Genomic DNA, 25,473 nt, shown 5'->3' on the forward strand with positions numbered 1-25,473 from the left:
TGCTGGAAATGCTCGCGGTGATCGTGCTGATCGGCATCATCGGCGCCATCGTCGTTACCCAGGTTGGCAAGAACGTCGACAAGGGCAAGTACGGCGCAGGCAAGGCGCAGCTCACCACGCTGACGCAGAAGATCGACAACTACTCGCTCGACAACGGCGCGCCGCCGGCCTCGCTCGACGCCCTCGTGAGCAAGCCCGCCGATGCGCAGAACTGGCAGGGCCCGTACGCGAAACCGTCCGACCTGAAGGATCCGTGGGGCCACGCCTTCGGCTACCGTTTCCCCGGTGAACACGGCCAGTACGACCTGGTGTTCTACGGCCAGGACGGCAAGGCCGGCGGCGACGGCTACTCGGCCGACGTCGGCAACTGGCAGTAAGGCGAAGCGGAAAGGTCACGGCCATGCGCGTGCGCGGCTTCACGCTGTTCGAGATGCTGGCCGTGATCATCCTGATCGGCCTGGCCGCCGTAGCGGTGTCCATCCCTGTCACCCAGGGGCTGGCCAGCGCGCGGGTGAATGCGGCCAGCGGTGAACTCGCGGCGGCGCTGCGCTACACGCGCACCCAGGCCATCGTGAAAGGGGAAAACCAGGCGCTGGAGGTGGACGTGGCCCACGCCACCTACCGCCCCGCCGGCAAGCAGGCCGTGCGGCTGCCGCGCGATATGAGCGTCGCCATCACCAGTGCACGCGAAGACCAGGCCAACGCCACGACGGGGCGCATCCGCTTCTTTCCCGATGGCAGCTCGACGGGCGGCAGGATCACCCTGAAGCGCGGCCAGCGGGAATGGCACGTCAACGTCGGTTGGCTCACCGGCGCCGTCAGCGTGGTGCAGACGCCCTGATGCATGCACATCGTTTACAACCGCGACGCGCACGGGGGTTCAGCCTGCTCGAGGTGATCGCGGCCATCGCCATCCTCGCCATCGCGTTCGCTGCGCTGATGCAGGTGGCCGGCAGTTCCATGAGCCTCACCGCGCGCGCCAACGAACGCACGCAGGCCGCCTTGCGCGCACGCAGCCTGCTCGATGGCGCGTTCATCGTCGATCCGGTGCAGGAAGGCAGCAGCGAGGGCCGCTTCGACGACACATACCGCTGGCGGCTCAACGTGGCGCCCTTCGAGGTGGGTGATCCCTCGCCGGATAACCCGGGTGCCAGCAGCCGCATGGTGCGGCTGGACCTCGATGTGCTGTGGGGCGATGACGGCCACGAGCGTCGCGCGCACTTTTCCACGTTGCGCCTGGTCGGCGCACAGGGGAATCCGCCGTGAGGCGCGTCCGCGGTTTCAGCCTGATGGAAGTGCTGGCGGCGCTGGCGTTGTTGTCCATCGTGCTGCTCGGCGTCTACTCGGGCATCAGTACCGCCGGGCGCATCGTGCGCAGCGGCGACCGTGCGATCGAACGCATGGACGAGATCCGTTCCGCCCAGTCCTACCTGCGCAGCGAGCTGGCGCAGGCCCTCGCCATGCCCTTTGGCGAAACCGACGACGGCGACCCGATCGTGTTCCAGGGCGCCGCCAGCAAGCTGACCTTCGTCGCGCCGATGCCGGGTTACCTGTCGCGCCTTGGTCCGCAGATGCAGACGGTGGCGCTGGTGGCCGACGGGCGCGACGGTTACCGGCTTGAAGTCAGCCTGTTCCTGCTGCCGCCGGATGGCAGTGATCCGAAAGCGCTGGGCGAACCGCAGGTGCTGATGCGCGGCATCCGCAAGGGCGCCTTCAGTTACCGCGGCATGGACGAACAGAACAAGGCGACCGACTGGCAGGAGGCGTGGGCTGACGGCCGGCGTACGCCGTCGCTGGTGCGCCTCGCGCTGGATGTGGATGGCACGATGGTGTTCCCGACCCTGGTGGCGCCGTTGCGGATCGACCCGTCCGCCTCGCGCAACGGGTTCACCCGGGTACGCACGTCGCGCGGGCCGGTGGTGCAATGACGTCCAGGAAGACACAACGCGGCGTCGCACTCCTGATCGTGCTGTGGGGCTGTACGCTACTGGCCATCATGCTGGGTGGCTTCGCCGCGCTCGCGCGCACCGAAGGCCTGCAGGCGCGCTACCAGTTTGCACAAACGCGCGCGCATTACGCGGCGGAGGCCGGCCTGATGCGCGCCATCGCGGGCCTGCAGACGCCGGATCCGCAGGGTCGCTGGATCGCCGACGGCCGGATGTATACGTTCGCCTTCGACAACGCGGTGGTGAACATCACCATCGTCGACGAAGACGGCAAGGTGGACCTCAACGCCGCCTCCGCGGACGTGCTCAGCGGACTCTTCAAGGCGGCCGGCGTTGACGACGACCGCGCCACGAAACTGTCGGCAGCCGTGCAGGACTGGCGGCGCCCCGGCGATGCCGCCCTCCCCAATGGCGCCAAGCGCCCGCAATACGAGGCCGCGGGCCTCGACTACGGCCCGCGCAACGGCCCGTTCGCCACTGTCGAAGAGGCGCGGATGGTCCTGGGCATGGACGCGAAGCTTTGGACGGTCATCGCGCCGGCCATCACCATCTGGTCCGGCCGCGAACGGCCAAACACCGAGCATGCCCAACCGCTCGCCCTGGCCGCGATCCCGGGGCTGGGCGCGGGCGGCGCCGATGCCATCCTAGCCGCGCGCGCGCAGGCCGGCGGGGCCGCTGTCGCCGGCGGTAACGGCGTCACCCATACGATCCATGCCGAGGCGATCCTTGACGACGGAACGAGGAGTTCCCTGACATCAACGATCAGACTGCGTGGGATAAGATCCGGCAGCCAGCCCTACGCGATCTTGCGTTGGCGCGAAGGAGACACTGAATGACCGCCCTGCAGGACGCTTCCCAGCTACAGCTTGACCGGCTGCGCCGTGCCTGGCGCGGCAGTGCCTTGCCGGGCTTCATGCGCTGGTGGGGTGGGGAACTGGCCAGCCTGGTGCCGCCGCGCCTGCGCTACGCGTTCGCGGGCGGCCAGCGCTGGTACATCGTGGAGCGTAGCGGCGATGCCTGGGTGCTTCGCCGCGCCGGCGAGACCCTCGCCCTGGCCAGCGCCGGCGACATCGCCGCCATCGAACACCGCACCGGCCAGTTCGCCCGCGCGCTCGACGAGGCCGACCCGGCCGATCGCCGCGTCGCCCTGGTGTTGCCCGCCGCCAACGTCCTGCGCCGACGCCTCGTGTTGCCGGTGGCCGCGCGTGACAACCTGCGCCAGGTCGCCGGCTTCGATATCGACAGGCAGACGCCGTTCCGTGCGGATGAAGTGCACTACGGCGTGCGCGATCTCGGTGAAACCGTGGGCGAAGGCCGCTTCGCCGCGGAACTCGCCGCGACGCCGCGCATCACCCTCGACCCGCTCCTGGATGAACTGGCCTCGCTCGGCATCACGCCCGACCGGGTAGACGTCGCGCAGGGTGCTGGCCTCGCCGGCGTGGATCTGCTGCCGCCGAAGCGCGTGCCGCGCCGCACCGATCGCCAGCGCCGGCTCAATACCGTGCTGATCGTCAGCATCGTCGTCCTCGCCGTAGCCGCCATGGGCACCTGGCTGCACAACCGCGCGGCCGCCCTCGATGCCATGCGCACCGAGGTGGAATCCATGCAGACCGACGCGAAGCGCACCGGCGCGTTTCGCCAGCGGTTGATGGAGAGCGCCGGGGCGTCGGGTTTCCTGGCCCGGCGCAAGACGGAATCGTCCGCCGTGCTTCCCGTGCTGCAGGAACTGACCGCGCGCCTGCCGGACGACACCTGGCTGGAGCGCTTTACGTTGAATGCGACCGGGCAGATCGGATTCCAGGGCCAGAGCCCGCAGGCGGCTCGCCTCATCGATGCGCTGAAGGGTGCGAAGACCATCGCCGAGCCGAGCTTCCAGGGCACGATCCAGGCCGACCCGACATCAGGCAAGGAGCGCTTCTACATGCAGGCCAAGGCCACCACGCCCAAGCCGGCCGTCGTCAAACCGGCCGTGCCCGCCGCCGCGGCATCGGCGGCGAAGGGAGCTGCACCATGATGGCGCTCTCCCGGATGAAACCCGCCGAATCGCGCATCGCCGCGCTCCTCCTGCTGCTGATCGTGATCGTCGCGGGCTACTTCCTGCTGGTGCACTGGTGGTTCGTGGCGCCGCAGCTCGCCATGGCCGAGGAGATGGACGACCTGCGCGATACGCAGCGCCGTTACGCCGCCGCCATTGCCGAGCGCCCGCAGCTTGAGAAGCGTCTCGCCACGCTGGAGCAGGGACAGACACGCAGCGACGCGTTCCTCGCCGGCGACGATACCAATGCGGCAGCGGCCGGCCTCATGCAGCGCATCGTCGATGTCGCCGCCGCGCACAAGGAAGACGGTGCCTGCGACGTGGTGCAGAAAATGCCCGTGCCCGCCCAGGAGAAAGCCGGCGAGCCGTATCGCAAGGTCACCGTGAACATCAGCCTGCGTTGCCAGGTACAGCCCATGGCCGCGGTGCTTCACGATATCGAGGAAGAGGCGCCTTACCTCTTCATTGAAGATTTCAGCATCTACCGCAACCCGGTAGCGGCGCGTAACGGCGGCAACGCGCCGCTGGAAGTGCAGTTCACCGTGTCGGGTTATATCCATGCCGCGCGCGCGGCAAAGGCGGCCACATGAACGCCGCCGGCCAGCGCCGCCTCACCCCGATCCTCGCCGGGCTCGCCATTGCACTGGCCTGCACCACGGCGGCCTTCGCCATGGGCGTGGGCCGCGGTGTGCACTGGGACGAACCGGCGCCGCCCGAGCCGCTGCCGCCGATGCGCGCGGCGGCCATGCCGACGCCATCACCGCTGGCCAACTATGCCGAGGTATGGCAGCGGCCGCTGTTCATGGCGGATCGCAAACCCGTCGCTACCGCGGACGGTGACGACAACGCCAGCAATATCGGCGACCTCGAGCTCACCGGCATCATCATGACGCCCGGCCTGCGCATGGCCTTGCTGCGCGACCGCGACAAGGGCGCCACCGTGCGCGTGAAGGAAGGCGCGGCCATGCAGGACGGCCACTGGACGCTGGCCTCGCTGACGCCACGTACGGCGGTATTCGACAACGGCGGGCAGCGTCGCGAACTCACGTTGAAGGTGGCCGCGCCTGATCCGCTCGCCAACGCGAAGCCGGGAACGCCCGGCACGCCGTCGCCGCCAGGCCAGCCACCCCGTCCCGCGCAGGCCTCCGCGGATGATGGCGTCCACGTCGTCCAGCAGCAGGGCGGCGGCATGACCGGCCCCGCGTTGCCTCATCCGCCCGCATCGGGCAGCACGCGCAACGCGCCGCCGCGGCAGGATGATGCCGACCTGCAGCGCGCCCGCATCGAGGCATTGAAGCAGGCCGTGCAACGGCGGCGTCTGGAGCAACAGCAGCAACAACAGAGGCAGCAGGACACTCAATAACCCGCGCCACCGGCGCACCCTCACGGATAGAGGAACCCACGATGAAAGCAGCACCCCTCGCCATGGCCGCGCTCGCGGCCCTGCTGGCCACCGCGTGCGCGCAAAGCCCGTCACGCCTGGCCGGCAACCTGGAACGCGAGACGCTTGACGATCTCTCGCGCCCCGTCCCCGATCCCCTTCCGCTCCCGCCCGCCACGCCGGTCGACGTCTCGCCCGCCGTGGCACCTGCCGCGCTGGTCGGCACGGGCCGCTTCGTACATCCACCGTCATCGGTGCTGCCACGCACCGTTGCGCAAGGCGCGGGCGCACTCACCTTCAACTTCGAGGACCAGCCCATCGAGGCCGTCGTCCGCGCGATCCTGGCCGATGTGCTCGACGTGAACTACAGCGTGATGCCCGGTGTGGGTGGCACGGTATCGTTCTCCACCGCCAGGCCGGTATCGCGCGACGACGCCCTACCCATTCTCGAGACACTGCTCGCCTGGACGGGCAATGCGCTCATCTACCGCCAGGGACGGTACGACATCGTGCCGCGGCGCGATGCGGTGGCGGGCCAGCTCGTGCCACGGCTCGCCGCGGCCGCGCCGCGCGATGGCCATGCCGCACGCCTGTTTCCCCTTCGGTTCGTCGCGGCGAAGGAGATGGAGAAGCTGCTCGGTCCGTTCATGGCGTCCGATGCGTTGCTGCTCGTCGACACCACGCGCAACCTGCTGGTGATGGCGGGCACACCCGGTGAACTGGACAACTACGCTGCCAGCATCGAAACCTTCGATGTCGACTGGGTGGCGGGTATGTCGGTGGGTGTGTTCCCCCTCGCGAACGCCACGACGAAGGAGCTTCTGCCCGGGCTCGAGTCGGTTTTTGGCACCGATGGCAAGGCCTCCGGCCCCGGGCCCGTACGGTTGCTGCCCGTCGAGCGAAGCAATGCCATCGTGGTCATCGCGACGCAGCCGGCGTTGCTCACCCGCGTGGGGGAATGGATCGAGCGGATGGATCGCGGCGGGGGTAATGAACCCCGGCTCTACGTGCACGATGTGCGTAACCTGCCGGCGGGCGATGTCGCCCGCCACCTGGGCCAGATCTACGGGGGCTACATGGGTGGCGCGCGGGACGTTGACTGGGCTGTCGCGCCCGGGCTTGGTGCCACGACCCTCAGCGATGGGGAAGAAGGGAATGGCGACGACGTTTCGGCCGGGCACGGTTCGGACGCGAATGATGCCGGGTTCTACGAGCCACCGGACACCGTGGGTGCGGGTGGCGCTTCCCCTGGCATACGCATCGCCGCCGTGGAGGCCAACAACCAGGTGATGGTGCACGCGCGCCCATCGGAATGGGGTGCCATCCGCGCCGCCATCGATCGCCTGGATGCCATTCCGCTGCAGGTGCAGATCGAGACACGCATCCTCGAGGTGGCCTTGCAGGACAACTTCCGGTTCGGCGTGCAGTGGTACCTCGAAGGGCTGGCCGGCAGCAGCGGTAGTGGTACCCCCACGCAGCCCGGTAACAAGCAGGGGTGGGGCATGGGCCGCCATCCGCCGAAGAGGGGCGGCGCTGATACGTTCTTCTACTCGTTCGTCAATAAGGATCTGCAGGCGCTGGTGCGCGCGATGGAAGAAGATACCCATGCGCGCACGCTGTCCGCGCCGTCGCTCGTCGTCGTGAACAATCGAAAGGCGGAGATCCGCGTTGGCGACGAGATTCCCGTCACGCAGACGTTCGTCAACACGCAGGCCGGCGGCAACAGCGAAGTGGGGCAAGTCACCTACAAGAAGACGGGCGTGGTGCTCCGCGTGCGCCCGCGCGTCAACCCGGGTGGCCTCGTATACCTCGATGTGAAGCAGGAAGTAAGCAAGGTGGGGGAGGTGGCGGGCGCGTCGGGCAATGCGTCGATCGAAAAACGCACGCTCGATACGGAAGTGGCCGTGCAAAGTGGCCAGACCGTATTGCTTGGCGGTCTCATCCGCGAGATGGGCGCGCACGGGCGCAGTGGTGTGCCCTGGCTATCGCGGGTGCCGTTGCTTGGGCGTCTGTTCGGCAACCAGTGGGACAACAATCAGCGTACCGAGACCATCGTGCTGATCACCCCGCGGGTCATCACCAACGCGGAGGATGCGCGGCGGGTTGCCGATGAGTACCGGCGACGCTTCCGTTCGCTGGAGCCCTTCTCGAGCCAGCAGCCTGTTCGCACTGAAAAAAACCTGGCGGAGGAAGGTCCATGAACCGGCGCATGGCACGCTTGCTTGTGGCATGCGCGGCGCCCATGGCTACGCTATCCATGGACGCCGTGGCCGCGCCGGCGGTTTCCGTCGTTCGCTATGGCCCCCCGCCTGCCGGCGATCTATGGGCCGCGTGGATGCGCGAACGATCGGTCGTTGGCGTGGCATGGAGGACGCTGCGCAGGGACGACGATTACGTGGCCGAAATGCTTGCCGAGCCGCTCAACCCGTATTCGGATCTCACCGGGCGCGCCTTTCCCGTGTACGAGGCGTTTTTTGAAACGGCGGCGCTGCATGCGGCTACGGCGCATCTCGGCACCCACGTCACGCCGATGGATATGACGCGCATGCTGGCGTGGGATCTTGGCCTTACCAAGGCCCACCCCGGCTTGCAGGTACCCGTGCGGAGCGACGCCATCGACGACGACACTCGCGCCGGGGCGAACCTCAGGAAGGCGGGTATCGACTATGACGCTTACCGTGTAGTGGCGCGCCTGGTCGACACGAAAGACTACGCGGTGGCAGGCGCGTACCTGGTGGCCCTGCAACTTGTAAAGGAGAAGAGCGAGACATACTGGCGGCTCGGGCTCGCTGGCATGCCCCAGTGGCATGGTATCCAGTCCGCCGTGCGCAGGCGATTCCTCGGAGCGACGGCCGACACGCCGCCGTCCGACTACGATCTTTACTACCTGCGGACGCTGCTTCAGGGTGAGCTGTCGCACTGGCACGCCGGCGGCACGACCATGTATGGCTTCCGGCAACTGCCGGTGCATTTCCGCATGGCGCGTGCCGCGGCTGCGCTTCGCGACGGCAGGGGATACGCCACGGGCCACGACCCGTGCGATACGCGGGGGCTGGGCAAACGCCTGGTTTTCCACGACCCGCACACCTTGTGCTTCGTCGACGCGACGGACCGCGCCGTCCTCGAATGGTTTGTCGATGACCTGTTGGCATCGTTCGCGGGCCGCTCGCCCGATGGCGCGCCGCCCACGCTTGCCGACCGTATGACGTGGGAAATGTCGACCTTGAACCCGCTGTGGCTGGGCCTGTTCGACGCTTCCATGCTCACGGCGGCGATGCGCACCGAGGTCGTGGAGTGGCTGGCCGACCGGCGCGGCCGCGATGCCCTACCCGACGGCGGCGAACCGGCTTATGACCTGGAAGACGCGGACCGGTTGCAGGACCGTGCACTGGACGCCCTTGGCGGCATGGTGTCGCCATGAATGCGCGGGTGCGATGGCTCATGGCAGCCGTATGCGTAGCAAGCCTGGCGTGGCCCATGCACGCCCTGGCGAACCGCGTTGCGCAATTCATGGTGGAGGACGATCCGTCCGGGGCCATCTTGCCGCGCATCGAAGCGGCCTTCGCCCACCATGCGCAACCTGCCGGCGCCTGGTTCCGGTTCCACGCTGCCGGCCTCTCGGTCAGTGACCACGCGTTCAATGTGTTTGCACGGCGCTTCCGGACGGGGACCTTCGCTGAGTTCACCTATACCGAACCGGCGACGGCGGGCGGCAGCGGTCGCTCGTTCGTATTCGTCGGCTCGTCGGGCCGGGGTGACCCGCCGCTGGGCCTGGATGTGCCGGTCGTCACGCCCGTGGCCACCTTTCGCGACCGCCATGCCGTCGTGATCCACGCCGAGCGTGACCCTGGTGCGGACACCGACGTGACGCCCAGCCCCGACAGGGAACACCGACCCGGCAACCCGCATGCGCGCGATTTCGATGCCGAGATGGGCATCGCCGAGACAGTGGACCGGTTCATCCGCAGGTGCGACATTGCAGCGGGCGGACGGCTCACGGGCTTCGTGAGCCAGCCCATGTGCGTGTCATGCCGGGCGGCGCTGCAGCGGCTGGCGGATAACCACAGGCTTGAAGTATTCGTGACGGCGCTGGCGCCGGGCTCGGCCGCCTACCGGCAGTTCGACCGGGCCCGGCGTGACTACATGTTCGCGGTGCGCGAGCACGTCGACCGGCCACGGGGCCTTAACCGAAGCGGCACCACGCGGCACACCGTGGAACGTGGGCGGCCACCCGCGGTACCGTCGCCGGAGTCATGCGAGTGAGTGCGTCGCACACCCGCGGTACCGGATCCTTGCGTACCATACGCGGTGCATGACTCCTGCCTTCCCCATTACATCGTTGTTACCGGACATCGTCGCGTCGCTTGCCGAGCGACCGCGACTGGTCCTCGAGGCACCGCCGGGCGCGGGCAAGACCACCCAGGTACCGCTGGCGTTGCTCGATGCGCCTTGGCTGGCAGGCCAGCGCATCGTGATGCTGGAACCTCGCCGCATCGCGGCGCGCGCGGCGGCCGGCTTCATGTCGCGGCAGCTTGGCGAGGAGGTGGGCGGCACCGTGGGTTACCGCATCCGCTTTGAATCACGGGTGGGGCCACGCACGCGCATCGAAGTGGTGACGGAAGGCATCCTTGGCCGCATGATCCAGGACGATCCCTCCCTGGAGGGCGTGGGTGCCATCGTGTTCGATGAATTCCACGAGCGTCATCTGGCAGGTGACCTTGGCGCCGCGCTGGCGCTCGATGTCCAGGCCAGCCTGCGGCCCGAACTGCGCCTGGTCGTCATGTCGGCGACGCTGGATGGCGAGCGCATCGCGCAATGGCTCGATGCGCCGCGGCTGACGAGCCCGGGGCGCAGCTTCCCCGTCCACATCGTGCATCCGCCCGCGCGGGCGCAGGAAACCGTCGAACAGCACCTTGCCCGCACGGTCCAGCTCGCCTTGCGGGAAAATGAAGGCGATGTGCTGGCGTTCCTGCCGGGCCGCCGCGAGATCGAGCGCGTGCGCGGCATGCTTGAGCGCATGGATGGCGCCACCGAGGTCGTCGCACTCCACGGCGAGCTTTCGCTGGCTGAGCAGCAGCTCGCGTTGACGCCCGCGGACCCGGGCTCGCGCCGCGTGGTGCTGGCCACCAACGTCGCCGAATCCAGTGTCACGCTGCCGGGCATCCGCGCCGTCGTCGATAGCGGCCAGGCACGCGAGCCACGCTTCGATCCCGCGTCGGGTTTCTCGCGGCTGGACACCGTCGTCATCTCGCAGGCTTCCGCCGACCAGCGCGCCGGGCGTGCCGGCCGTGTCGCCGAGGGCCGTGCGTACCGGCTGTGGGCGCAGAGTCGTCGCCTGGAGCCGTCGCGCACGGCCGAGATCGAACAGGCGGAACTCTCAGGCCTGGCCCTGGAACTCGCGGGCTGGGGCAGTGAATCGTTGCCATGGCTTGATGCGCCGCCTGCGGGTGCGATGAGCCAGGCGCGCGACCTGCTGCGCCGGCTGGGGGCGCTGGACGATGCCTCCGCCATCACGACGCTCGGCCGCGAGATGCTGGCCCTTGGCGCCACGCCGCGCCTGGGTGCCGCGGCCATGCGTGCACGCAGCGACCAGCGTGCCCTCGTCGCCGACCTGCTGGCATTGACCGAGGCTCGATCGCCCCTGCGCGGCGAGGCTTCACGCAACGACGATTTCCGCCAGCGCGTGCATGCGTTGCACTTGTGGCGCGACGGTGGAACACGTGGCGCCCGCATCGGCGCGGCGGATGCCGGCGCGCTCGCCGCGATCGACAAGGCTGCGGCGGGGTGGCGTCGCCGGATCGAGGCCAGGACGCCCCCCAGCGGCGTGCCCAACGCGCATGCCGTGGGCGACCTGCTGGCGCATGCGTTTCCCGACCGCGTGGCGAAGCGCGACGACGCGCAACCATCGCGCTACCAGCTCGCGAATGGGCGCGGAGCGCGTCTGCACGAGAACAGTGCGCTGCTGGGCGAGCCCTGGCTCGTCATCATCGACCTGCGCCTCGACGCGCGCGATAGCCTTATCTACGCAGCGGCCCCCCTCGACCCGGACGTGCTCGAGCGCGAACATGCCGAACGCTTCACCCATTGGCGGGTGCTGCGCTGGGATGATGCCCGCCAGATCGCCGAAGCCTTCGAAGAGCGTCGCTTCGATGCGCTCGTGGTGTCCCGCAAGCCCGTTCCAGTGAGTGGCGACGACGCGATGCCCGCCTTGCTCGCCGCCATCCGCTCGCGCGGCATCGGTGGCCTGCCGTGGACGGAAAACGCCCGACGCTTGCGTACGCGCATTGGCGCCTTGCGCACATGGCGGCCCGAACTCGGTTTGCCCGATGTCGGCGACGAGGCGTTGTCGCGTACCCTCGAGGCGTGGCTGGGGCCCTTCCTAGCCGGCAAGCGGCGGCTCGAAGCCATCCAGCCCGCCGAGCTCTCCGACGCCATCGCGGCCATGCTCGACTACGACCAGCGCCGCGCCCTCGATGCGCATGCGCCCGAAGAGATGGTGGTGCCGAGCGGCATGGCGCGCCGCCTCGAATATGGTGCTCGCGACGACGACCCTGGCGCGCCGCCCGTGCTCGCGGTGAAACTCCAGGAGTTGTTCGGCCTGGCCGACACGCCGCGCGTGGGCGATGGCCGCGTACCGGTGATGCTCCACCTGCTGTCACCCGCGGGGCGACCTATCCAGGTCACCCAGGACCTCTCAGGCTTCTGGAACCGCACCTACCCCGAAGTGAAGAAAGAGCTGAAGGGGCGCTACCCGAAGCACCCCTGGCCGGACGATCCATGGACCGCCACGGCGACGCACCGCGCGAAGCCACGCGGTACCTGACCACGCCCTGGCCACCATCAACAGCCACCCGCCTCGTCGACGGGTTGCTGCGGCGGTGCGCCCGAGGCCGACGAGCCCTCGGTGACGCGCCGCGGCCGCGGCGGTCCCAGGCGGAACGTGCGCATCGGCGATGAGCCGCCGCGGAGAGGTGGCTCGATGGCGACGGGACTCAGCGCCTGGCGAACCTGTGCGTCGCGCGCCACATCGAGCGCATCGAACGCGCCCAGCGGCATGCCGCTTTCGGCATGCACCAGGCGAAACGCCTTCATGCGACCCCGCCCCGCCGTGATCTCCGCCTGGGTGATGTGCGTGGGTACGAACGGCACCATCTCCGTGAACGTCACCTCGAGGTCGTAGGCCTCCGCCATGCGCTCGAGGGGACGCCGGCAGGTCGCGCAGACGACCGAACTGAGCCAGGCATGCACCTTGCCTCCGCGCGGCAGCTTGCCATCGAGTATGTCGTCCTCGAGGGCACGCATCGCCTTTTGCTCCGGATCGAGCGCATGGTAGCTGCCCTGGTGCCAGTAGGGTTTCATCACCGTGCGCTCGCTGGGCCGGAAGGGCGCGCGAATGTCAGTGTCATCCATCGCGATGTAATGCGAGGCGTCAGCGGCCTCGGCGGCGACCAGCTCGTCATCGCTGACGCGTTCGAGCGGGGGTGAGTCGTCGTCTTCCGACCAGGTCGGTGATAAAGGCGAGGACCCCGCGGAGGAGGGCGTGGCGGGCGGCGTGCGACCGCCGAAGGCCTGCGCGGCGACACGTGTCAGCGGTTCGCCACCGACGGCATGGTACGTGCGGATACCCGTGCCGCCACCCACTGGGTATTCGTAGGATACGCGCGCGATGGGCACGCGCCGTGCGTGGTTTTCGATGATTTCCCACCGGCGGGCGTCGTGCTCGCCGGGGTAGCTGGCCTGGACGATCGAGCGCATGACCTCGACGTGGCGCTGGCTGCTCGCCTCCAGTAGCGCGACGACATTGCCCTGGTCGAGGTGGAGACGGGTGATGGCCAGGCTGCCTGCCCACGCCGGGGCGAATGCCCCGGCGAACAGCACGGCGGTGAGAAGCACGCGATGGGTGGTGTTCACGTCGGCATCCCGCATGTGAGGCGTGCCGCACGCTCCGATGCGGCCTCGGCCTCGGCCCGCGACGCGGCTTCGGCCGATACCAGATCGTCGGCGACGGCGGCTTCGACGACCTCGGCGATGGCGAACATGTCGACCAGCGGCAGCACCGCGGCCACCAGGGCACCGATGCGTGCCAGCGTGCCGCCGTGCGGCTGCATGGCAGGGGGTGGTTGCCGCAACACATCGACATACCAGCGATGCACGGCGCGGTCGTGGGCTGCCACCAGGCAAGGCGTGCGCTCGTCACCCGGCGCAAGCGTGCCAGCGAATCGCGGGTCCGGCGTCGCATCGGATCGGCAGGGCGGCCCGCCGACGTACCCTTGGGCATCGCGAAACGCCGCGGCGATGCGCGCGATGCGCCACGCGGTGGGCAGGCCCGTCTCGCGTAGCGGATGCAGCAGGCGGTGTTGCACCAGCGTATCCAGGTAGCGCAGGTCGTAGTCGCTGATCTCATCCGCGTGACGCGCACGCATCACCCGCTGGAACACCCCCACGTCGACGCCAAGGGCCGCGCGGCTGGCAGGCACGGTGGCCAGTGCCTGCTCGCGCAGCAACTGAAGCCCCAGCGTGGAGGAGGCGAAGCGCACGGCGTTCGCATGGCCATGGATATCAAGCATGCGCCAGAAGATGTCCGCGTCGAGGCCCGCCTTGGTCGCATGCGCCGACACGAACGGATCGCGGAAACCCGGCGCTGGCGTGATGTCGATGCCGGGTCGGGCCCGGGCCAGCCCCAGTTCCGCCTGGAGACGGGCGAGCACGTCCGATTCCGAGCCACCCTCGTCGCCGATCACGTCCGCCCAGTACACCTCGTTCGTGAACCGCGGCGTGGCGATCGTCGCGCTGTAGGGTGAGGTGGGATCCGCCAGGAGTTGCGCCACGTAATCTTCGCTGGTGGGCGCCGCTGTCCCCTGCACTTGCGCGGCGTATGCCGTCCGCAGGCGGCCAAGCACGGAACCTGCGGCCACCGGCTCCACCGTGAGGCACGCCGCCAGGACCAGGGCCGTTCGAAGGATGCTCATGGATGAACTGGCCTCACTCGCCCTGGCACGCCGCGGGCAAGCCCAGGTCACCGGCTTCGGCGGCTGCCAGGCGCTCGAGGATCGTTTTGTCGGGCCACGCCACCCCGCCTGTGGCCGCCAAAGCCCGGGCCTCCGGGGCGGCCAGTTCAGGGAGCGTCAGCAGCTCCATCGCCGTCTTTTCCCTGACGTCCCGCAAGATCACCGAGCCTGCCTTGCTCGCGATATCGCTGTCCTCGCTCATGGTGTCGGCGAGCACAGGACTGCTCGGCAGGCCGGTGGTCTGCAGGTAGTGGACCGTGATATCGACGTTGTATTTTTCGCTGAACGCGTCCAGGGCCGCGCGACACGAGTGGCAGACCTCCTGGCTGACATAGCCGACGAGCTTGCCACCCGCCTGCTTCAGCGCCGGATTTCTTTCGAACTCATGTTCCAGCTGGCGCAGCGTCTTCAGTTCGGCATCGGTGCCATGGATGATCTTCGACACATTGGCGGGGCCCGCCTCGGGCGATGGTTCGACGACCCAGATGTCCTTCTTCTGCAGGTTGGTGGCGCGAATGTCCGACGTCGTCGGGTAGAACCGCGCGTCCTCGGCATCGGCCGCCACCTCGTTATCACTGACCCGCGCACCGGCTTCCGACGTCGAGCCACCGGATTTGTCGCGTGTCTGGTGGCGCACGATGTCGCCCAGCGTCGCGTCCAGCGATTTACCGCTTCGGGCGTGGATGCGAAGCGGTGCGGCGCCGCCACTGTTCGGCGTGTAGTCGAACGTGGAAACGGTAGAGCTGAAGACCTTTCGCCGCACGGCGGTCATGAACTTGCTGCTGTTGCGGATCGCCACGGGCGCATCCTTGAAGGGCACGACGCGGTCAGACAGGAGCACCGCCTTGCGAAAGGCCTCCGTGTGAACATGCGCGTCGTGCGCAAGCAAGGCGACCGTGTGGCCCCCTGCGGGTGAAAGCACAACCGGCAATGCACGCGTGGGCATCGCGACGGAGCCAAGGGCCAGGGCCAGGGCCAGCGTGGCGTGGGCAAACGTCATGAAAGGTTTCATCGTGCACGGATTCCACACAGCAGCGCGCCGGCGCGTGACTCGGCGGCGTCGGCCTCCACCTCGGCGCTGGGCAGGGCGGATGACTCGGCCAGTTCCCGGGTCGCGGTGGCCTCGGCCACTTCGACGAATGCCGCAAGATCCATCAAGGGCATGAGGATGCCCAGGATGCGCGTCAGGCGTTCAACCGAATGGTGGGTGTTCTCATGGATACGCAGGCCGCGGTGTTCCAGGCGCGCCTCATGGTGGAACCACCGCAACACATCGCGATCGGTAGCGTCGATGAAGCAAAGCGGCTGGTTATGATCGAGCGCGGAAGGGTCGCGCGGCCGATCCGGATGCACCGCGTTGCCGGTGCAGAACGGGCGCCCGCTGTAATACCCCACCCGGTCCTTGAACGCCGCGGCGGCCCTTGCCACGCGAAACGCGGCAGGCAGTTGCGGCTCACCGCTGGCGTCAAGGGCGATCCCGCGCGTTTTGACGGCAGTGGCCACGAGCGATGAAAGATAGAGGGTATCGCCCTGGCGTAACTCATGGGCGTGGCCAGCCTTCATGTAGCGCTGGTAGCTTTCGGCATCGATGCCATAGGCGGTCCACTGCTCCCGGGGCACGCGGGCCATGTCATCGCGAAGCATCTGCAGGGCCACCGCATCGTGGGCGGCTTCAACGACACGCGGTGAATGCATGTCGAGCACCTTGTTGAAGATATCGATGTCGATGCCTGCCTTGCGCGCGCTGGCCGCGACCTCGCGGCCACGGAAGGCCGCGACATCGCCGGGCGTAACGGCGATGTCGATACCGGGACGTGCCTTGGTCAGGCCGAGTTGCCGCTGCAGGCCGCCGAGCACGTCCTGCTCCTGAAGCTGGGGAGTGAAGGTGTCGACGAAGCCTGGCCACCACACTTCGTTCGTAAACGTGGGGCTTTTGACGAGCGGGCTGTACAGCTCGCCGGGTCGCGCGAGAAGCTGCCCCAGGAGGCGGCGCGTGCGGCCTCCGGGTTGGCCGTCGGACGAGCTGTCGTAGCGGTCAACCTGGGCCATCGCACGGATCAGCGCGCGGTGGATGTCATCGTGAAGTGTGAGTGGACGGTGGGCCTGCGCGGCGATTGGCAAGGCGCACGCGGCCAGCGCGAACCAGCGAAATGACTTCATGTCGTAGCATCTCCTGTTCATGGGGAACGGCTCGATACGGGCCGTTCCCATGATGGAACAGGAAAGCAAACGCCTATGTCGGCGCGGCACCCATGGCTGCTACCGATCGTGCCCGGCATCGCGTAGGCATATGCCTACACTTTCGCGCGGCCTTACCAGCGCGTGCGTTCGGGCAGCAGGCCCTTCAGCTCGGCCTCGGTCAGGTTGCGCCACTGGCCCACCTTCAGGTGGCCGAGCTTCACGTTGATGATGCGCACGCGGCGCAGCTGCGTGACGCGGTAGCCGAAGGCTGCCGCCATGAGGCGGATCTGCCGGTTCAGCCCCTGGGTGAGCGTGATGCCGAAGCCGAACTTGGCGATCTTGCGCACCTTGCACGGTTTGGTCATCTGGTTGTGGATGCGCACGCCGCGCGCCATGCCAGCGAGGAATTCATCCGTCACGGCCTTGTTCACCGCCACGAGGTATTCCTTCTCGTGGTGGTTCTCGGCGCGCAGGATCTCGTTGACGATGTCGCCGTTGCTGGTGAGCAGGATCAGGCCTTCGGAATCCTTGTCCAGCCGGCCGATCGGGAAGATGCGCTGCGGGTGGTCCACGAAGTCGACGATATTGCCGTCCACGGTCGTGTCGGTCGTGCAGGTGATGCCCACCGGCTTGTACAGCGCGATGTAGACGCCGCGGTTCTTCGCCGACTCCGGCGCTACCGTGCGTGCCACGACCACCTCGCCATCCACCTTCACGACGTCGCCGTCCAGCGCCTTGGCGCCCATGCCGACGGGCTCGTCGTTGATGGTGACGCGGCCGGCCTGGAGCAGCTCGTCCGCCTCGCGGCGGGAGCACAGGCCGGATTCCGCGATGTACTTGTTAACGCGCATGCGCTTACGAACGCAGGCCGACGCCGCGGCTGAGCAGGCGCAGTGCCACCGCCGACAGGCCCACCACGAACACGCCCATGACGATGAAAGCCGTCACGATGGGCACGTCGCTGACCCCGAGCACGCCGAAGCGGAACGCGTTCACCATGTACAGGATCGGGTTGACCAGCGAGATGCTGTGCCACGGCTCGCTGAGCAGGTCCACTGAGTAAAACACGCCGCCCAGGTAGGTGAGCGGGGTGAGGACGAAGGTCGGCACCAGTGCGATGTCGTCGAACTTCTTGGCGAACACCGCATTGACGAAGCCGGCCAGCGAAAACACCGTGGCGCCGAGCAGCACGGAGAAGAACGTGGTGACCGGATGGGCCACGTGCAGGTCGGTGAAGAACAGGGCGATGGTCAGCACCAGCGCGCCGACGATGATGCCGCGGGTGACGGCGCCGGTGACGTAGCCGAGCAGGATCACCCAGTTGGGCATGGGCGACACCAGCATCTCTTCCACGAAGCGGCCGAACTTCGCGCCGAAGAACGAGGAGGAGATATTGCCGTAGCTGTTGGTGATGATGCTCATCATCACCAGGCCCGGCACGATGTACTGCATGTAGGTGAAGCCATGCATGGTGCCGATGCGGCTGCCGATGAGCTTGCCGAAGATGACGAAGTACAGCGTCATCGTGATGGCCGGCGGGATCAGCGTCTGCGTCCAGATGCGCAGGATGCGGACGATCTCGCGGCGGACGATGGTGCCGAGGGCGACGAGTTGCGTGCTCATGCCTGGTTCTCCCGGCCGTGCTCGACCAGGCGGACGAACAGTTCCTCGAGGCGATTGGCCTTGTTACGCATGGACGTCACCGTGATGCCGTGGGCCGACAGGGCGGCGAACAGCGAGTTCAGGTCGTGCGCGCGGGACATCTCGGCTTCCAGCGTGTGATCGTCGACCACGCGCAGGGTGACGCCGGGCAGGGCGGGCAGGTCGCCCGTGGTGCGGTTCACGTCCAGCACGAAGGTTTCCACGTCCAGGGTCGACAGCAGGCTCTTCATCGTGGTGTTCTTCACGATGCGGCCCTGGTCGATGATGGCGATGTTGCGGCAGAGCTGCTCCGCTTCCTCAAGGTAATGCGTGGTGAGGATCACGGTGGTGCCGGCGGCATTGATGCCGCTGACGAACTGCCACATCGAGCGGCGGATCTCGATATCCACGCCTGCGGTGGGCTCGTCGAGGATCAGCAGCTTCGGCTCGTTCATCATCGCGCGGGCGATCATGAGGCGGCGCTTCATGCCGCCGGAGAGCATGCGCGCCTGGTGGTGCGCCTTGTCCCAAAGGCGCAGCTCCTTCAGGTACTTCTCCGCCCGCTCGGAGGCCTCGGCGCGGCCAATGCCGTAGAAGCCGGCCTGGTTCACGCAGATGTCGAAAGGCTTCTCGAACTGGTTGAAGTTGATTTCCTGGGGGACCAGGCCAATCAGCCGCATGGCGTCGCTGCGCCGCTTGTGGATCGACACGCCGAAGACCTCGGCATCGCCGGAGGAGGCGTTGACCAGGGACGACAGGATGCCGATCAGGGTGGACTTGCCGGCACCGTTCGGGCCGAGCAGGGCGAAGAAATCCCCCGGCTGGACGGTGAGCGAGACCCCTTTCAGGGCCTCGACGCCGTTGCCGTAGGTTTTCCGCAGATCTTTAACGTGTAAGGCAGGGGTGGTCATGGGCTGCGCCGGGATGACAAGCCGCCTATTATACCGGGCTTTGCCCGGCCACCCTGTTCCCGGGCGTCAACAGAGACTTTCCATGGCTGAACAATTCCAGCTCCGCCTCGCCGATAGCTTCATGCTGGCCCCCGCGGTGCGGCACATGGCCTTCGAGCGCGCGGACGGCCAGCCCCTGGCCTTCGTGCCCGGCCAGTTCCTCCAGGTGCATTTCCAATACGAAGACGGCAAGGCCACCAAGCGCAGCTACTCGGTGGGTACCGTGGGCGACGGCACCAGCCCGGTCGAGCGGATCGAAATCGCGGTTTCCTACGTGGAAGGCGGCGCGGCGACCAAGCTGCTGGGTGGCCTGGACCACGGCGGCCTGATCGATGCCAGCGGCCCGTACGGCCGTTTCTGCCTGATGGACGGGGACCAGAACCAGCGCTACATCCTGATCGCCACCGGCACCGGGGTCACCCCGTACCGGGCCATGCTGCCGCAGATCGAGGCCCTGATGGCCTCGCGCGGCTGCCGTTTCGTGCTCCTTTATGGCGCCCGCAACGAGGGCGAGCTGCTCTATGGCGAGGAGTTCGAGGCCTTCGCGCGCAAGCACGAGGGGTTTGATTTCCATCCCTGCTTCAGCCGCGGCCCCCGCCCGAATCCCCGCCCTCACGATCGCGTGGGCTATGTCCAGGCGATGCTGGCCGAACTCGAGCCGAAGGCCGAAGGCGATATCGCCTACCTGTGCGGCAATCCGAACATGGTGGATGCCTCCTTCGCGGCGCTGAAGGAGCACGGGCTCCCGGTGCAGCACATCCGTCGCGAGAAATACATCAGCTCGCGCTGATATCGGGGCATATACTCCCGCCCATGCACGCCAAGGCCGATACCGCACCGCTCTCACCCGAGATGCGCCATTACGCCGCCCTGGACCAGCGCCTGCTGGCCGCGGTACGCAATATCCGCATCCTGCCCACGGTGTCGTGGCCGGCCTCGGTGGAAGAGCGGCTGATCGAGGAATTCAGCGCCGGCCGGGTCTCCGTGCCGGAGATCCTCTACCACCCGCCCGATCTCTCCGAGACGCGGGCGGAGCTGGAGGCCATCGAGGCCCAGGCCAGCGAAGACCACCCGATCGCGGACTACCTGCGGCGGACCGCTGAATCCTGGCGAGTGGCCACGCGCATGCTCGAGGCGGCCGGCACCGATGGGGTCACCGAGGCCTCGGTGCTGCTCTATGGCCGCCCGGGCGATGCGATTCCCGGCAGCAATCGCAGCAACCTGGATGCCGCGGCCTATTTCGTGAACCTGGCCGACGAGCTCGGCGCGGACCTGGACACCGAGGACGCCGCCGGCAATATCACCGCCGACGAACTGCGCCGCGACATGAGCGCGAGCCTGGACGCGTTCTTCGCCCCGGGCACCATCGCGGTGGAAGTGGACCCCGAACTCACCGCCAAGGCGGCGGCCGGTGCAACCCGCATCCGCCTGCGCGGCGGCGCCCGCTTCACCGAGTACGACCGCCACCAGCTGCTGGCGCACGAGGCCTTCGTCCACTCGCTCACGGCATTGAACGGCCGCGAGCAACCGGTGCTGGCCTCGCTGGCGCGTACCTCGCCACGCGTCACCGCGACCCAGGAAGGCCTGGCCGTGTTCGCCGAGCTGATGTCGGGCGCCATCGACATTTCGCGGCTGAAGCGCATCAGCCTGCGCATCCTGGCCATCGACATGGCCATGAACGGCGCCGATTTCGTCGAGGTGTTCCGCTATTTCCGCGTCTGCGGGCAGAGCGTGCCGGACAGCTTCCACTCCGCCCAGCGGGTGTTCCGTGGCGTGCCGCTCACCGGCGGCTCGGCCTTCGCGAAAGACAACGTCTACCTCACCGGCCTGCTCGCGGTGCACACCTTTTTCCGCTGGGCGCTGCGCCAGCGCCGCCTGGACCTGTTGCGCAACCTGTTCTCGGGCAAGCTGGCGCTGCATGACGTGATGTCCCTCGAGGCGCATTTCGAGAGCGGCGACATCGCGGCGCCGCGCTACCTGCCACCGTGGATGCAGCACGTGCACGGACTGGCCGGGAAGCTGGCGTTCTCCCTCTTCGTCAACCATATCCACATGGCCGGCGTGGAAGCCGAGGAAATCTCCCTCGGCTTGTGATCCCCTCAGTGGATGCGGAACACGCCCGGTGACTCGGCGTAGAACGGTTGTGAGTCGCACGACAGGCGCAGCCGGGCTGAATCGGTGGCGCTGCCGGCGGGGAGCGTGACCGCGGCGCTGCCGCTGTTCTCCACGTCCTTCGCGACAGCCGCCCACGACGCACCGCCATCGCGCGACAGCGCCACGTCCAGGAAATGACACCGGATCGGGGGAAGCGTCGTCCCGGCGGGATCCCAGCGCAGCCCCAGCGGCGCACCGGCCACGGCGTCCCCGACCGGCTCGATCGCAAAGGGCCGCCCCGTATCGACGACCTGCACGCGCGCGTCCGCGCTGGCGACCGTCGCCGTGGCGCCACCGTTGTCGCGTACCGTCAGGCGGACATCAAGCCAGCGCGAGTCGGTCGGCAGGGCGTGGGCAAAGGCCTGGCGGAGGTGCCGTTCGGGCCGGCGGGGCTGAAAAAACGCAGGGTGGCCGATGTCGTCCCAGGCGTAGGTGAGCTCCCGACCGGGCTCCCCGGACGCGACGATGGCGTCCAGCCAGAACGGCGTGCGTGCCGGCACCACGCGCGATTCCGCCATCGTCTCCGGGTCGATCCACGGCGCCATGACGTCCACCAGCCGCTTCTTCGCGCACCGCCCGCCACGCGAGGCCAGCCAGGTGCGCACGCGGACGATGCTTTCGCCGTCGAACGCCAGGCAGTTCACGCACCGCCTGGCCCGGAATGGCGCACCCAGCTGGTTGCCCAGCACCAGCAGCAGGTGGCCCAGGGCCGTTTCCGGATCGGGCGCGCCGCTCCAGGCGGCGGCTTTGTGCGTCGCCAGGTAGTCCGCATCCATGGCATCGCTGCACACCGTACCCGTGTCGGACTCTCCGCCGTCCAGGCCAATCAGGGCCTGGCCGAGGTCATACGAGGAAGCGGGGAGGCGCCGGGCGATGAGCTCGGCTGCTGCCGTGCGTGGCTCGCCGTGGCGCAGGGGGTCGCCCTCGCCGTCGGTGATGATCAGCAGGTCGTTTCTCGCGGCCAGCGTCACATGCACGCCCAGGTCCGTTTCAAGCACCTCGTTGGCGCGGTTGGCCAGGTGGACAGCCGCGCCAAGTGCGGCGTCACGCGTACCGCCATGGGCGGCGACGAATCGACTGCCCAGGGCGAGCGCGAGGCGGAACTCGTAGTGCACGTTGCCCTGGCTGGTGGAGCGCGCGACACGACGGAGCGCAGGGTTCGCGGCTGCCCGGCGCGCTCCGTTCGCCCGCCACGCTGACGCTGGCAAGGCAGCGGGCAGCGCCCGCATTTCCTGCCAGTCGCCGTCGGCAGCACGGACGTGGAGCCGGGCCGTCGCGCCGGCGTAATCCAGTCGGGCTTGCCGCCCCTGGCCGTCTCGGCCACGAAAGCTGCGCATCGCCGGATACCGTCGCATCAGCTCAGCCGGCAGGGTTCGCGAGTCGGTCATCGTGAACGTGGATGACGACTCGGGGCCGGTCGGCAAGCGCACCGGTGTACTGGCGCGGCCGTCGGGCGGCAGCGCGAACAAGGCCTCGCGTGCGGCCTGTACCGTGTTGGCGTCGGGGTTTGCGCTGGCGGCGCACGGCCAGCAGAGGAAGAGCAGGAGGGAAAGGGCAGGGTGGCGCATCGCGGCCTCGTGGCATGGCAGGCAGGCCAGCGTACGCAGGCGCATGGCGTTGCAATGCAGGTATGCATCGCCGTCATGTGTAGGCGTTGCGTATCACTGCTTGTCGCAAAGCAACACACCGCGTCCCATGGCCAGCACGGACGCGGTGGTAACATCGGGGCTTGCCGCGCGGCCCGGGCCGCGCCCCCAGCTACCTACAGTCCCCCAGGATCCCATGGCCATTTCAGAGGAACTGCGGCAAGCCGCCCTCGAGTACCACCGTCTTCCCCGCCCGGGCAAGATCAAGGTCACGCCGACGACGTCGCTGCTCACCCAGCGCGACCTCTCCCTGGCGTATTCGCCGGGCGTGGCCGCGGCGTGCGATGCCATCGTCGCGGACCCGCGCGAAGCCGCCGAGCTCACCGCGCGTTCCAACCTCGTCGCCGTCATCACCAATGGCACCGCGGTGCTGGGCCTGGGCAACATCGGCGCGCTGGCCAGCAAGCCGGTGATGGAAGGCAAGGGCGTGCTGTTCCAGAAGTTCGCCGGCATCGATGTGTTCGACATCGAAATCAACGAGACCGACCCGGACAAGCTGGTCGACATCATTGCCAGCCTCGAGCCCACCTTCGGTGGCATCAACCTCGAAGACATCAAGGCGCCGGAATGCTTCGTCGTGGAGCGCAAGCTGCGCGAGCGCATGAAGATCCCGGTGTTCCACGATGACCAGCATGGCACCGCGATCATCGTCGGTGCCGCGGTCATCAACGCGCTGCTGGTCACCGGCAAGAAGATCGAGGACGTGAAGCTCGCCACCACGGGCATGGGCGCGGCGGGCATCTCCTGCGTCGACATGCTGGTGACGCTCGGCCTGAAGCCGGAAAACATCCTGGCCTTCGACCGCGACGGCGTGCTGCACAACGAGCGCACTGACCTTGATCCGGACAAGCAGCGCTACGCGCGCAACACGCCCAAGCGCACGCTTGCCGAGATCGTCGAAGGCGCCGACATCTTCCTCGGCCTCTCCGCTGGCGGGATCCTGAAGCCGGAAATGGTCGCCACGATGGCCGACCGTCCCATCATCTTCGCGCTGGCCAACCCGAACCCGGAAATCCTGCCCGAGGACGCCAAGGCCGTCCGGCCGGACTGCATCATGGCCACTGGCCGTTCGGATTACCCGAACCAGGTGAACAACGCACTGTGCTTCCCGTACCTGTTCCGCGGCGCGCTGGATGTCGGCGCGTCGGTGATCAACGAGCAGATGAAGGTGGCCTGCGTGAAAGCCATCGCCGAACTGGCACGCCGCGAAGCCTCCGACGTGAGCGCGCGCGCGTACGGCGGCAAGCCGCCGAGCTTTGGCCCTGAGTACCTGATTCCGCAGCCGTTCGATCCGCGCCTGCTGATGCAGCTGCCGCCGGCCATCGCCAAGGCGGCGATGGATTCGGGCGTGGCCGAGCGTCCCATCGAGGATTTCCCGGCCTACGTCGAGAAACTCACCAGCTTCGTGTTCCGCACGGGCCTGCTGATGAAGCCCGTGTTCGATCGCGCCAAGGCCGATCCGAAGCGCGTGGTGTACGCCGAAGGCGAAGAAGAAACCGTGCTGCGCGCCGTGCAGACGGTGGTGGACGAAGGCCTGGCCCGGCCCATCCTGGTCGGCCGCCCCGACGTCATCGAAAAGCGCATTGCGCGGGCGGGCCTGCGCCTGAAGCCCGGTGTCGATTTCGAGATGTGCAACATCCACTCCGATCCGCGCTTCGAAGACTACTGGAAGCTCTATCACTCACTGATGGAACGTCGCGGCGTCACCCCGGCATCGGCGAAGGCGGTGGTGCGTTCGCGCCCGACCGTCATTGCTGCGCTGATGGTGGAGCGCGGCGAAGCCGACGCGATGATCTGCGGCCTGGTCGGTACCTACCAGAGCAAGCTGGATTACATCCGCGACATCATCGGCCTCGACGAGAGCGTGTGCGAGGCATCCGCCATGGCCGCCGTGGCGACGGAGAAGGGCACCTTCTTCTTCCTCGACACCTACGTGCAGGAAGACCCGACCGCCGAGCAAATCGCCGAAGCGACGATGCAGGCCTCGATCCGCCTGAAGCTGTTCGGTATCCAGCCCAAGATCGCCCTGCTGTCGAATTCCAACTTCGGCAGCCGGGAAACGCGCAACTCGCGGAAGATGCGCGAGGCGCTGAAGCTGATCCGCGAGCGCGTGCCGCGCCTGGAAGTGGAAGGCGAGATGCAGGCCGACGTGGCCCTCACCCCCGAACTGCGCGAGCGGATTTTCCCGAACTCGCAGCTGGAGGGTAAGGCCAACGTCTTCGTGTTCCCGAACCTGGACGCGGCCAACACCGCCTACAACATGGTGCGGGTGCTCTGCGACGGCGTGGTCATCGGCCCGATCCTCATGGGCGTGGCCAAGCCGGCGCACATCCTCACCCCGCAGGCCACGGTCCGCCGGGTGGTGAACATGACCTCGGTGGCCTGCGTGGAAGCCCAGATCCGCGCGGGAGCCCCTCGCACCCGCGTGTAACTCATTGATCCGGGAGCCCACAGGGTGGGTTCCCGGGGTATTTGAATCGATTCAGATGCGCCGTACGGCCGCGTATGCCGGAACGATGCGTTATTATCAA

At 67.9% G+C, this 25,473-nt stretch carries 23 protein-coding genes; 15 read left to right on the forward strand and 8 right to left on the reverse strand.

Annotated elements, in window-relative coordinates; all coding sequences use genetic code 11:
• Positions 1–8 precede the first annotated feature (8 nt).
• The 12 genes from gspG to hrpB are packed head-to-tail and all read left to right on the forward strand — an operon-like array spanning position 9 to position 12,185.
• Complete coding sequence (gene gspG, locus FIV34_RS02190) at positions 9–377, forward strand: type II secretion system major pseudopilin GspG (protein ID WP_425462927.1); 369 nt, start codon at positions 9–11, stop codon at positions 375–377.
• A gap of 23 nt (positions 378–400) precedes the next feature.
• Entirely contained in the window at positions 401–841 is a 441-nt protein-coding gene (locus FIV34_RS02195) for a GspH/FimT family pseudopilin (protein WP_139979228.1), read from the forward strand.
• A complete protein-coding gene (locus FIV34_RS02200; RefSeq protein ID WP_139979230.1) occupies positions 841–1,266 on the forward strand; it encodes a prepilin-type N-terminal cleavage/methylation domain-containing protein in 426 nt (141 codons plus the stop codon). The genes FIV34_RS02195 and FIV34_RS02200 overlap by 1 nt, the downstream gene beginning before the upstream one ends.
• A complete protein-coding gene (locus FIV34_RS02205) occupies positions 1,263–1,928 on the forward strand; it encodes a prepilin-type N-terminal cleavage/methylation domain-containing protein (RefSeq protein ID WP_139979233.1) in 666 nt (221 codons plus the stop codon). Before FIV34_RS02200 ends, FIV34_RS02205 begins: the two co-directional genes overlap by 4 nt.
• A complete protein-coding gene (locus FIV34_RS02210; RefSeq protein WP_139979235.1) occupies positions 1,925–2,782 on the forward strand; it encodes a type II secretion system minor pseudopilin in 858 nt (285 codons plus the stop codon). The genes FIV34_RS02205 and FIV34_RS02210 overlap by 4 nt, the downstream gene beginning before the upstream one ends.
• Positions 2,779–3,960: a PilN domain-containing protein gene (locus tag FIV34_RS02215; RefSeq protein ID WP_139979237.1), complete on the forward strand. Its 1,182-nt coding sequence runs from the start codon at positions 2,779–2,781 to the stop codon at positions 3,958–3,960. The genes FIV34_RS02210 and FIV34_RS02215 overlap by 4 nt, the downstream gene beginning before the upstream one ends.
• On the forward strand, positions 3,957–4,571 hold the full coding sequence (gene gspM / locus FIV34_RS02220; protein ID WP_342777374.1) for a type II secretion system protein GspM: 615 nt from the start codon (positions 3,957–3,959) through the stop codon (positions 4,569–4,571). The genes FIV34_RS02215 and gspM overlap by 4 nt, the downstream gene beginning before the upstream one ends.
• Positions 4,568–5,344, forward strand: coding sequence for a general secretion pathway protein GspN (locus FIV34_RS02225; RefSeq protein WP_139979239.1), 777 nt, complete (start codon positions 4,568–4,570; stop codon positions 5,342–5,344). The genes gspM and FIV34_RS02225 overlap by 4 nt, the downstream gene beginning before the upstream one ends.
• A 41-nt stretch (positions 5,345–5,385) precedes the next feature.
• Complete coding sequence (gene gspD / locus FIV34_RS02230) at positions 5,386–7,563, forward strand: type II secretion system secretin GspD (RefSeq protein WP_139979241.1); 2,178 nt, start codon at positions 5,386–5,388, stop codon at positions 7,561–7,563.
• Positions 7,564–7,571: 8 nt separating this feature from the next.
• Positions 7,572–8,783 (forward strand): hypothetical protein, encoded by a 1,212-nt coding sequence (locus FIV34_RS02235; RefSeq protein ID WP_139979243.1) that lies wholly within the window; start codon positions 7,572–7,574, stop codon positions 8,781–8,783.
• 56 nt (positions 8,784–8,839) lie between these two features.
• A complete protein-coding gene (locus FIV34_RS02240; RefSeq protein WP_139979245.1) occupies positions 8,840–9,625 on the forward strand; it encodes a hypothetical protein in 786 nt (261 codons plus the stop codon).
• 49 nt (positions 9,626–9,674) lie between these two features.
• The gene (hrpB, locus tag FIV34_RS02245; RefSeq protein WP_139979247.1) at positions 9,675–12,185 is read left to right on the forward strand and encodes an ATP-dependent helicase HrpB; all 2,511 of its coding nucleotides are present in this window, start codon (positions 9,675–9,677) and stop codon (positions 12,183–12,185) included.
• A gap of 17 nt (positions 12,186–12,202) precedes the next feature.
• On the opposite strand, the gene FIV34_RS02250 is transcribed toward hrpB, so the two are convergent.
• The 7 genes from FIV34_RS02250 to FIV34_RS02280 form a co-directional block, all read right to left on the reverse strand.
• Positions 12,203–13,273: a hypothetical protein gene (locus tag FIV34_RS02250; protein ID WP_139979249.1), complete on the reverse strand. Its 1,071-nt coding sequence runs from the start codon at positions 13,271–13,273 to the stop codon at positions 12,203–12,205.
• Entirely contained in the window at positions 13,270–14,331 is a 1,062-nt protein-coding gene (locus FIV34_RS02255; RefSeq protein ID WP_139979252.1) for a hypothetical protein, read from the reverse strand. Before FIV34_RS02255 ends, FIV34_RS02250 begins: the two co-directional genes overlap by 4 nt.
• A gap of 13 nt (positions 14,332–14,344) precedes the next feature.
• Positions 14,345–15,382 (reverse strand): hypothetical protein, encoded by a 1,038-nt coding sequence (locus FIV34_RS02260; protein ID WP_211352694.1) that lies wholly within the window; start codon positions 15,380–15,382, stop codon positions 14,345–14,347.
• Positions 15,379–16,581: a hypothetical protein gene (locus FIV34_RS02265; RefSeq protein ID WP_139979256.1), complete on the reverse strand. Its 1,203-nt coding sequence runs from the start codon at positions 16,579–16,581 to the stop codon at positions 15,379–15,381. The genes FIV34_RS02260 and FIV34_RS02265 overlap by 4 nt, the downstream gene beginning before the upstream one ends.
• Before the next feature lie 101 nt (positions 16,582–16,682).
• The gene (locus tag FIV34_RS02270) at positions 16,683–17,402 is read right to left on the reverse strand and encodes a pseudouridine synthase (RefSeq protein ID WP_139979257.1); all 720 of its coding nucleotides are present in this window, start codon (positions 17,400–17,402) and stop codon (positions 16,683–16,685) included.
• A 4-nt stretch (positions 17,403–17,406) separates the two neighbouring features.
• Positions 17,407–18,174: an ABC transporter permease gene (locus FIV34_RS02275; protein ID WP_139979259.1), complete on the reverse strand. Its 768-nt coding sequence runs from the start codon at positions 18,172–18,174 to the stop codon at positions 17,407–17,409.
• Positions 18,171–19,103 (reverse strand): ABC transporter ATP-binding protein, encoded by a 933-nt coding sequence (locus FIV34_RS02280; protein WP_139979261.1) that lies wholly within the window; start codon positions 19,101–19,103, stop codon positions 18,171–18,173. The genes FIV34_RS02275 and FIV34_RS02280 overlap by 4 nt, the downstream gene beginning before the upstream one ends.
• Positions 19,104–19,185: 82 nt before the next feature.
• Here FIV34_RS02280 and FIV34_RS02285 point away from each other — a divergent pair, with 82 nt between their 5' ends.
• On the forward strand, positions 19,186–19,932 hold the full coding sequence (locus FIV34_RS02285) for an FAD-binding oxidoreductase (protein ID WP_139979263.1): 747 nt from the start codon (positions 19,186–19,188) through the stop codon (positions 19,930–19,932).
• Positions 19,933–19,955: 23 nt separating this feature from the next.
• On the forward strand, positions 19,956–21,236 hold the full coding sequence (locus FIV34_RS02290; RefSeq protein WP_139979265.1) for a peptidase MATCAP family protein: 1,281 nt from the start codon (positions 19,956–19,958) through the stop codon (positions 21,234–21,236).
• 5 nt (positions 21,237–21,241) lie between these two features.
• On the opposite strand, the gene FIV34_RS02295 is transcribed toward FIV34_RS02290, so the two are convergent.
• Positions 21,242–22,909, reverse strand: coding sequence for a zinc metalloprotease (locus FIV34_RS02295; protein WP_139979267.1), 1,668 nt, complete (start codon positions 22,907–22,909; stop codon positions 21,242–21,244).
• 169 nt (positions 22,910–23,078) lie between these two features.
• Between FIV34_RS02295 and FIV34_RS02300 the strand changes: the two genes are divergently transcribed.
• Complete coding sequence (locus FIV34_RS02300) at positions 23,079–25,373, forward strand: NADP-dependent malic enzyme (protein ID WP_139979269.1); 2,295 nt, start codon at positions 23,079–23,081, stop codon at positions 25,371–25,373.
• Positions 25,374–25,473: the final 100 nt, after the last annotated feature.

This window comes from Luteibacter pinisoli, from assembly GCF_006385595.1.
GTDB lineage: Bacteria > Pseudomonadota > Gammaproteobacteria > Xanthomonadales > Rhodanobacteraceae > Luteibacter > Luteibacter pinisoli.

Bases quoted from the DNA above. Each gene is read 5' to 3' on its own strand.
- hrpB (WP_139979247.1), top strand. From the start codon at position 9,675: ATGACTCCTGCCTTCCCCATTACATCGTTGTTACCGGACATCGTCGCG.
- FIV34_RS02295 (WP_139979267.1), bottom strand. From the start codon at position 22,909: ATGCGCCTGCGTACGCTGGCCTGCCTGCCATGCCACGAGGCCGCGATG.
- FIV34_RS02280 (WP_139979261.1), bottom strand. From the start codon at position 19,103: ATGACCACCCCTGCCTTACACGTTAAAGATCTGCGGAAAACCTACGGC.
- FIV34_RS02300 (WP_139979269.1), top strand. From the start codon at position 23,079: ATGGCCATTTCAGAGGAACTGCGGCAAGCCGCCCTCGAGTACCACCGT.
- FIV34_RS02210 (WP_139979235.1), top strand. From the start codon at position 1,925: ATGACGTCCAGGAAGACACAACGCGGCGTCGCACTCCTGATCGTGCTG.
- FIV34_RS02195 (WP_139979228.1), top strand. From the start codon at position 401: ATGCGCGTGCGCGGCTTCACGCTGTTCGAGATGCTGGCCGTGATCATC.
- FIV34_RS02255 (WP_139979252.1), bottom strand. From the start codon at position 14,331: ATGAGCATCCTTCGAACGGCCCTGGTCCTGGCGGCGTGCCTCACGGTG.
- FIV34_RS02275 (WP_139979259.1), bottom strand. From the start codon at position 18,174: ATGAGCACGCAACTCGTCGCCCTCGGCACCATCGTCCGCCGCGAGATC.
- gspG (WP_425462927.1), top strand. From the start codon at position 9: ATGCTCGCGGTGATCGTGCTGATCGGCATCATCGGCGCCATCGTCGTT.
- gspM (WP_342777374.1), top strand. From the start codon at position 3,957: ATGATGGCGCTCTCCCGGATGAAACCCGCCGAATCGCGCATCGCCGCG.
- FIV34_RS02240 (WP_139979245.1), top strand. From the start codon at position 8,840: ATGCACGCCCTGGCGAACCGCGTTGCGCAATTCATGGTGGAGGACGAT.
- FIV34_RS02265 (WP_139979256.1), bottom strand. From the start codon at position 16,581: ATGGGAACGGCCCGTATCGAGCCGTTCCCCATGAACAGGAGATGCTAC.
- FIV34_RS02200 (WP_139979230.1), top strand. From the start codon at position 841: ATGCATGCACATCGTTTACAACCGCGACGCGCACGGGGGTTCAGCCTG.
- FIV34_RS02270 (WP_139979257.1), bottom strand. From the start codon at position 17,402: ATGCGCGTTAACAAGTACATCGCGGAATCCGGCCTGTGCTCCCGCCGC.
- FIV34_RS02215 (WP_139979237.1), top strand. From the start codon at position 2,779: ATGACCGCCCTGCAGGACGCTTCCCAGCTACAGCTTGACCGGCTGCGC.
- FIV34_RS02290 (WP_139979265.1), top strand. From the start codon at position 19,956: ATGCACGCCAAGGCCGATACCGCACCGCTCTCACCCGAGATGCGCCAT.
- gspD (WP_139979241.1), top strand. From the start codon at position 5,386: ATGAAAGCAGCACCCCTCGCCATGGCCGCGCTCGCGGCCCTGCTGGCC.
- FIV34_RS02225 (WP_139979239.1), top strand. From the start codon at position 4,568: ATGAACGCCGCCGGCCAGCGCCGCCTCACCCCGATCCTCGCCGGGCTC.
- FIV34_RS02285 (WP_139979263.1), top strand. From the start codon at position 19,186: ATGGCTGAACAATTCCAGCTCCGCCTCGCCGATAGCTTCATGCTGGCC.
- FIV34_RS02260 (WP_211352694.1), bottom strand. From the start codon at position 15,382: ATGAAACCTTTCATGACGTTTGCCCACGCCACGCTGGCCCTGGCCCTG.
- FIV34_RS02235 (WP_139979243.1), top strand. From the start codon at position 7,572: ATGGCACGCTTGCTTGTGGCATGCGCGGCGCCCATGGCTACGCTATCC.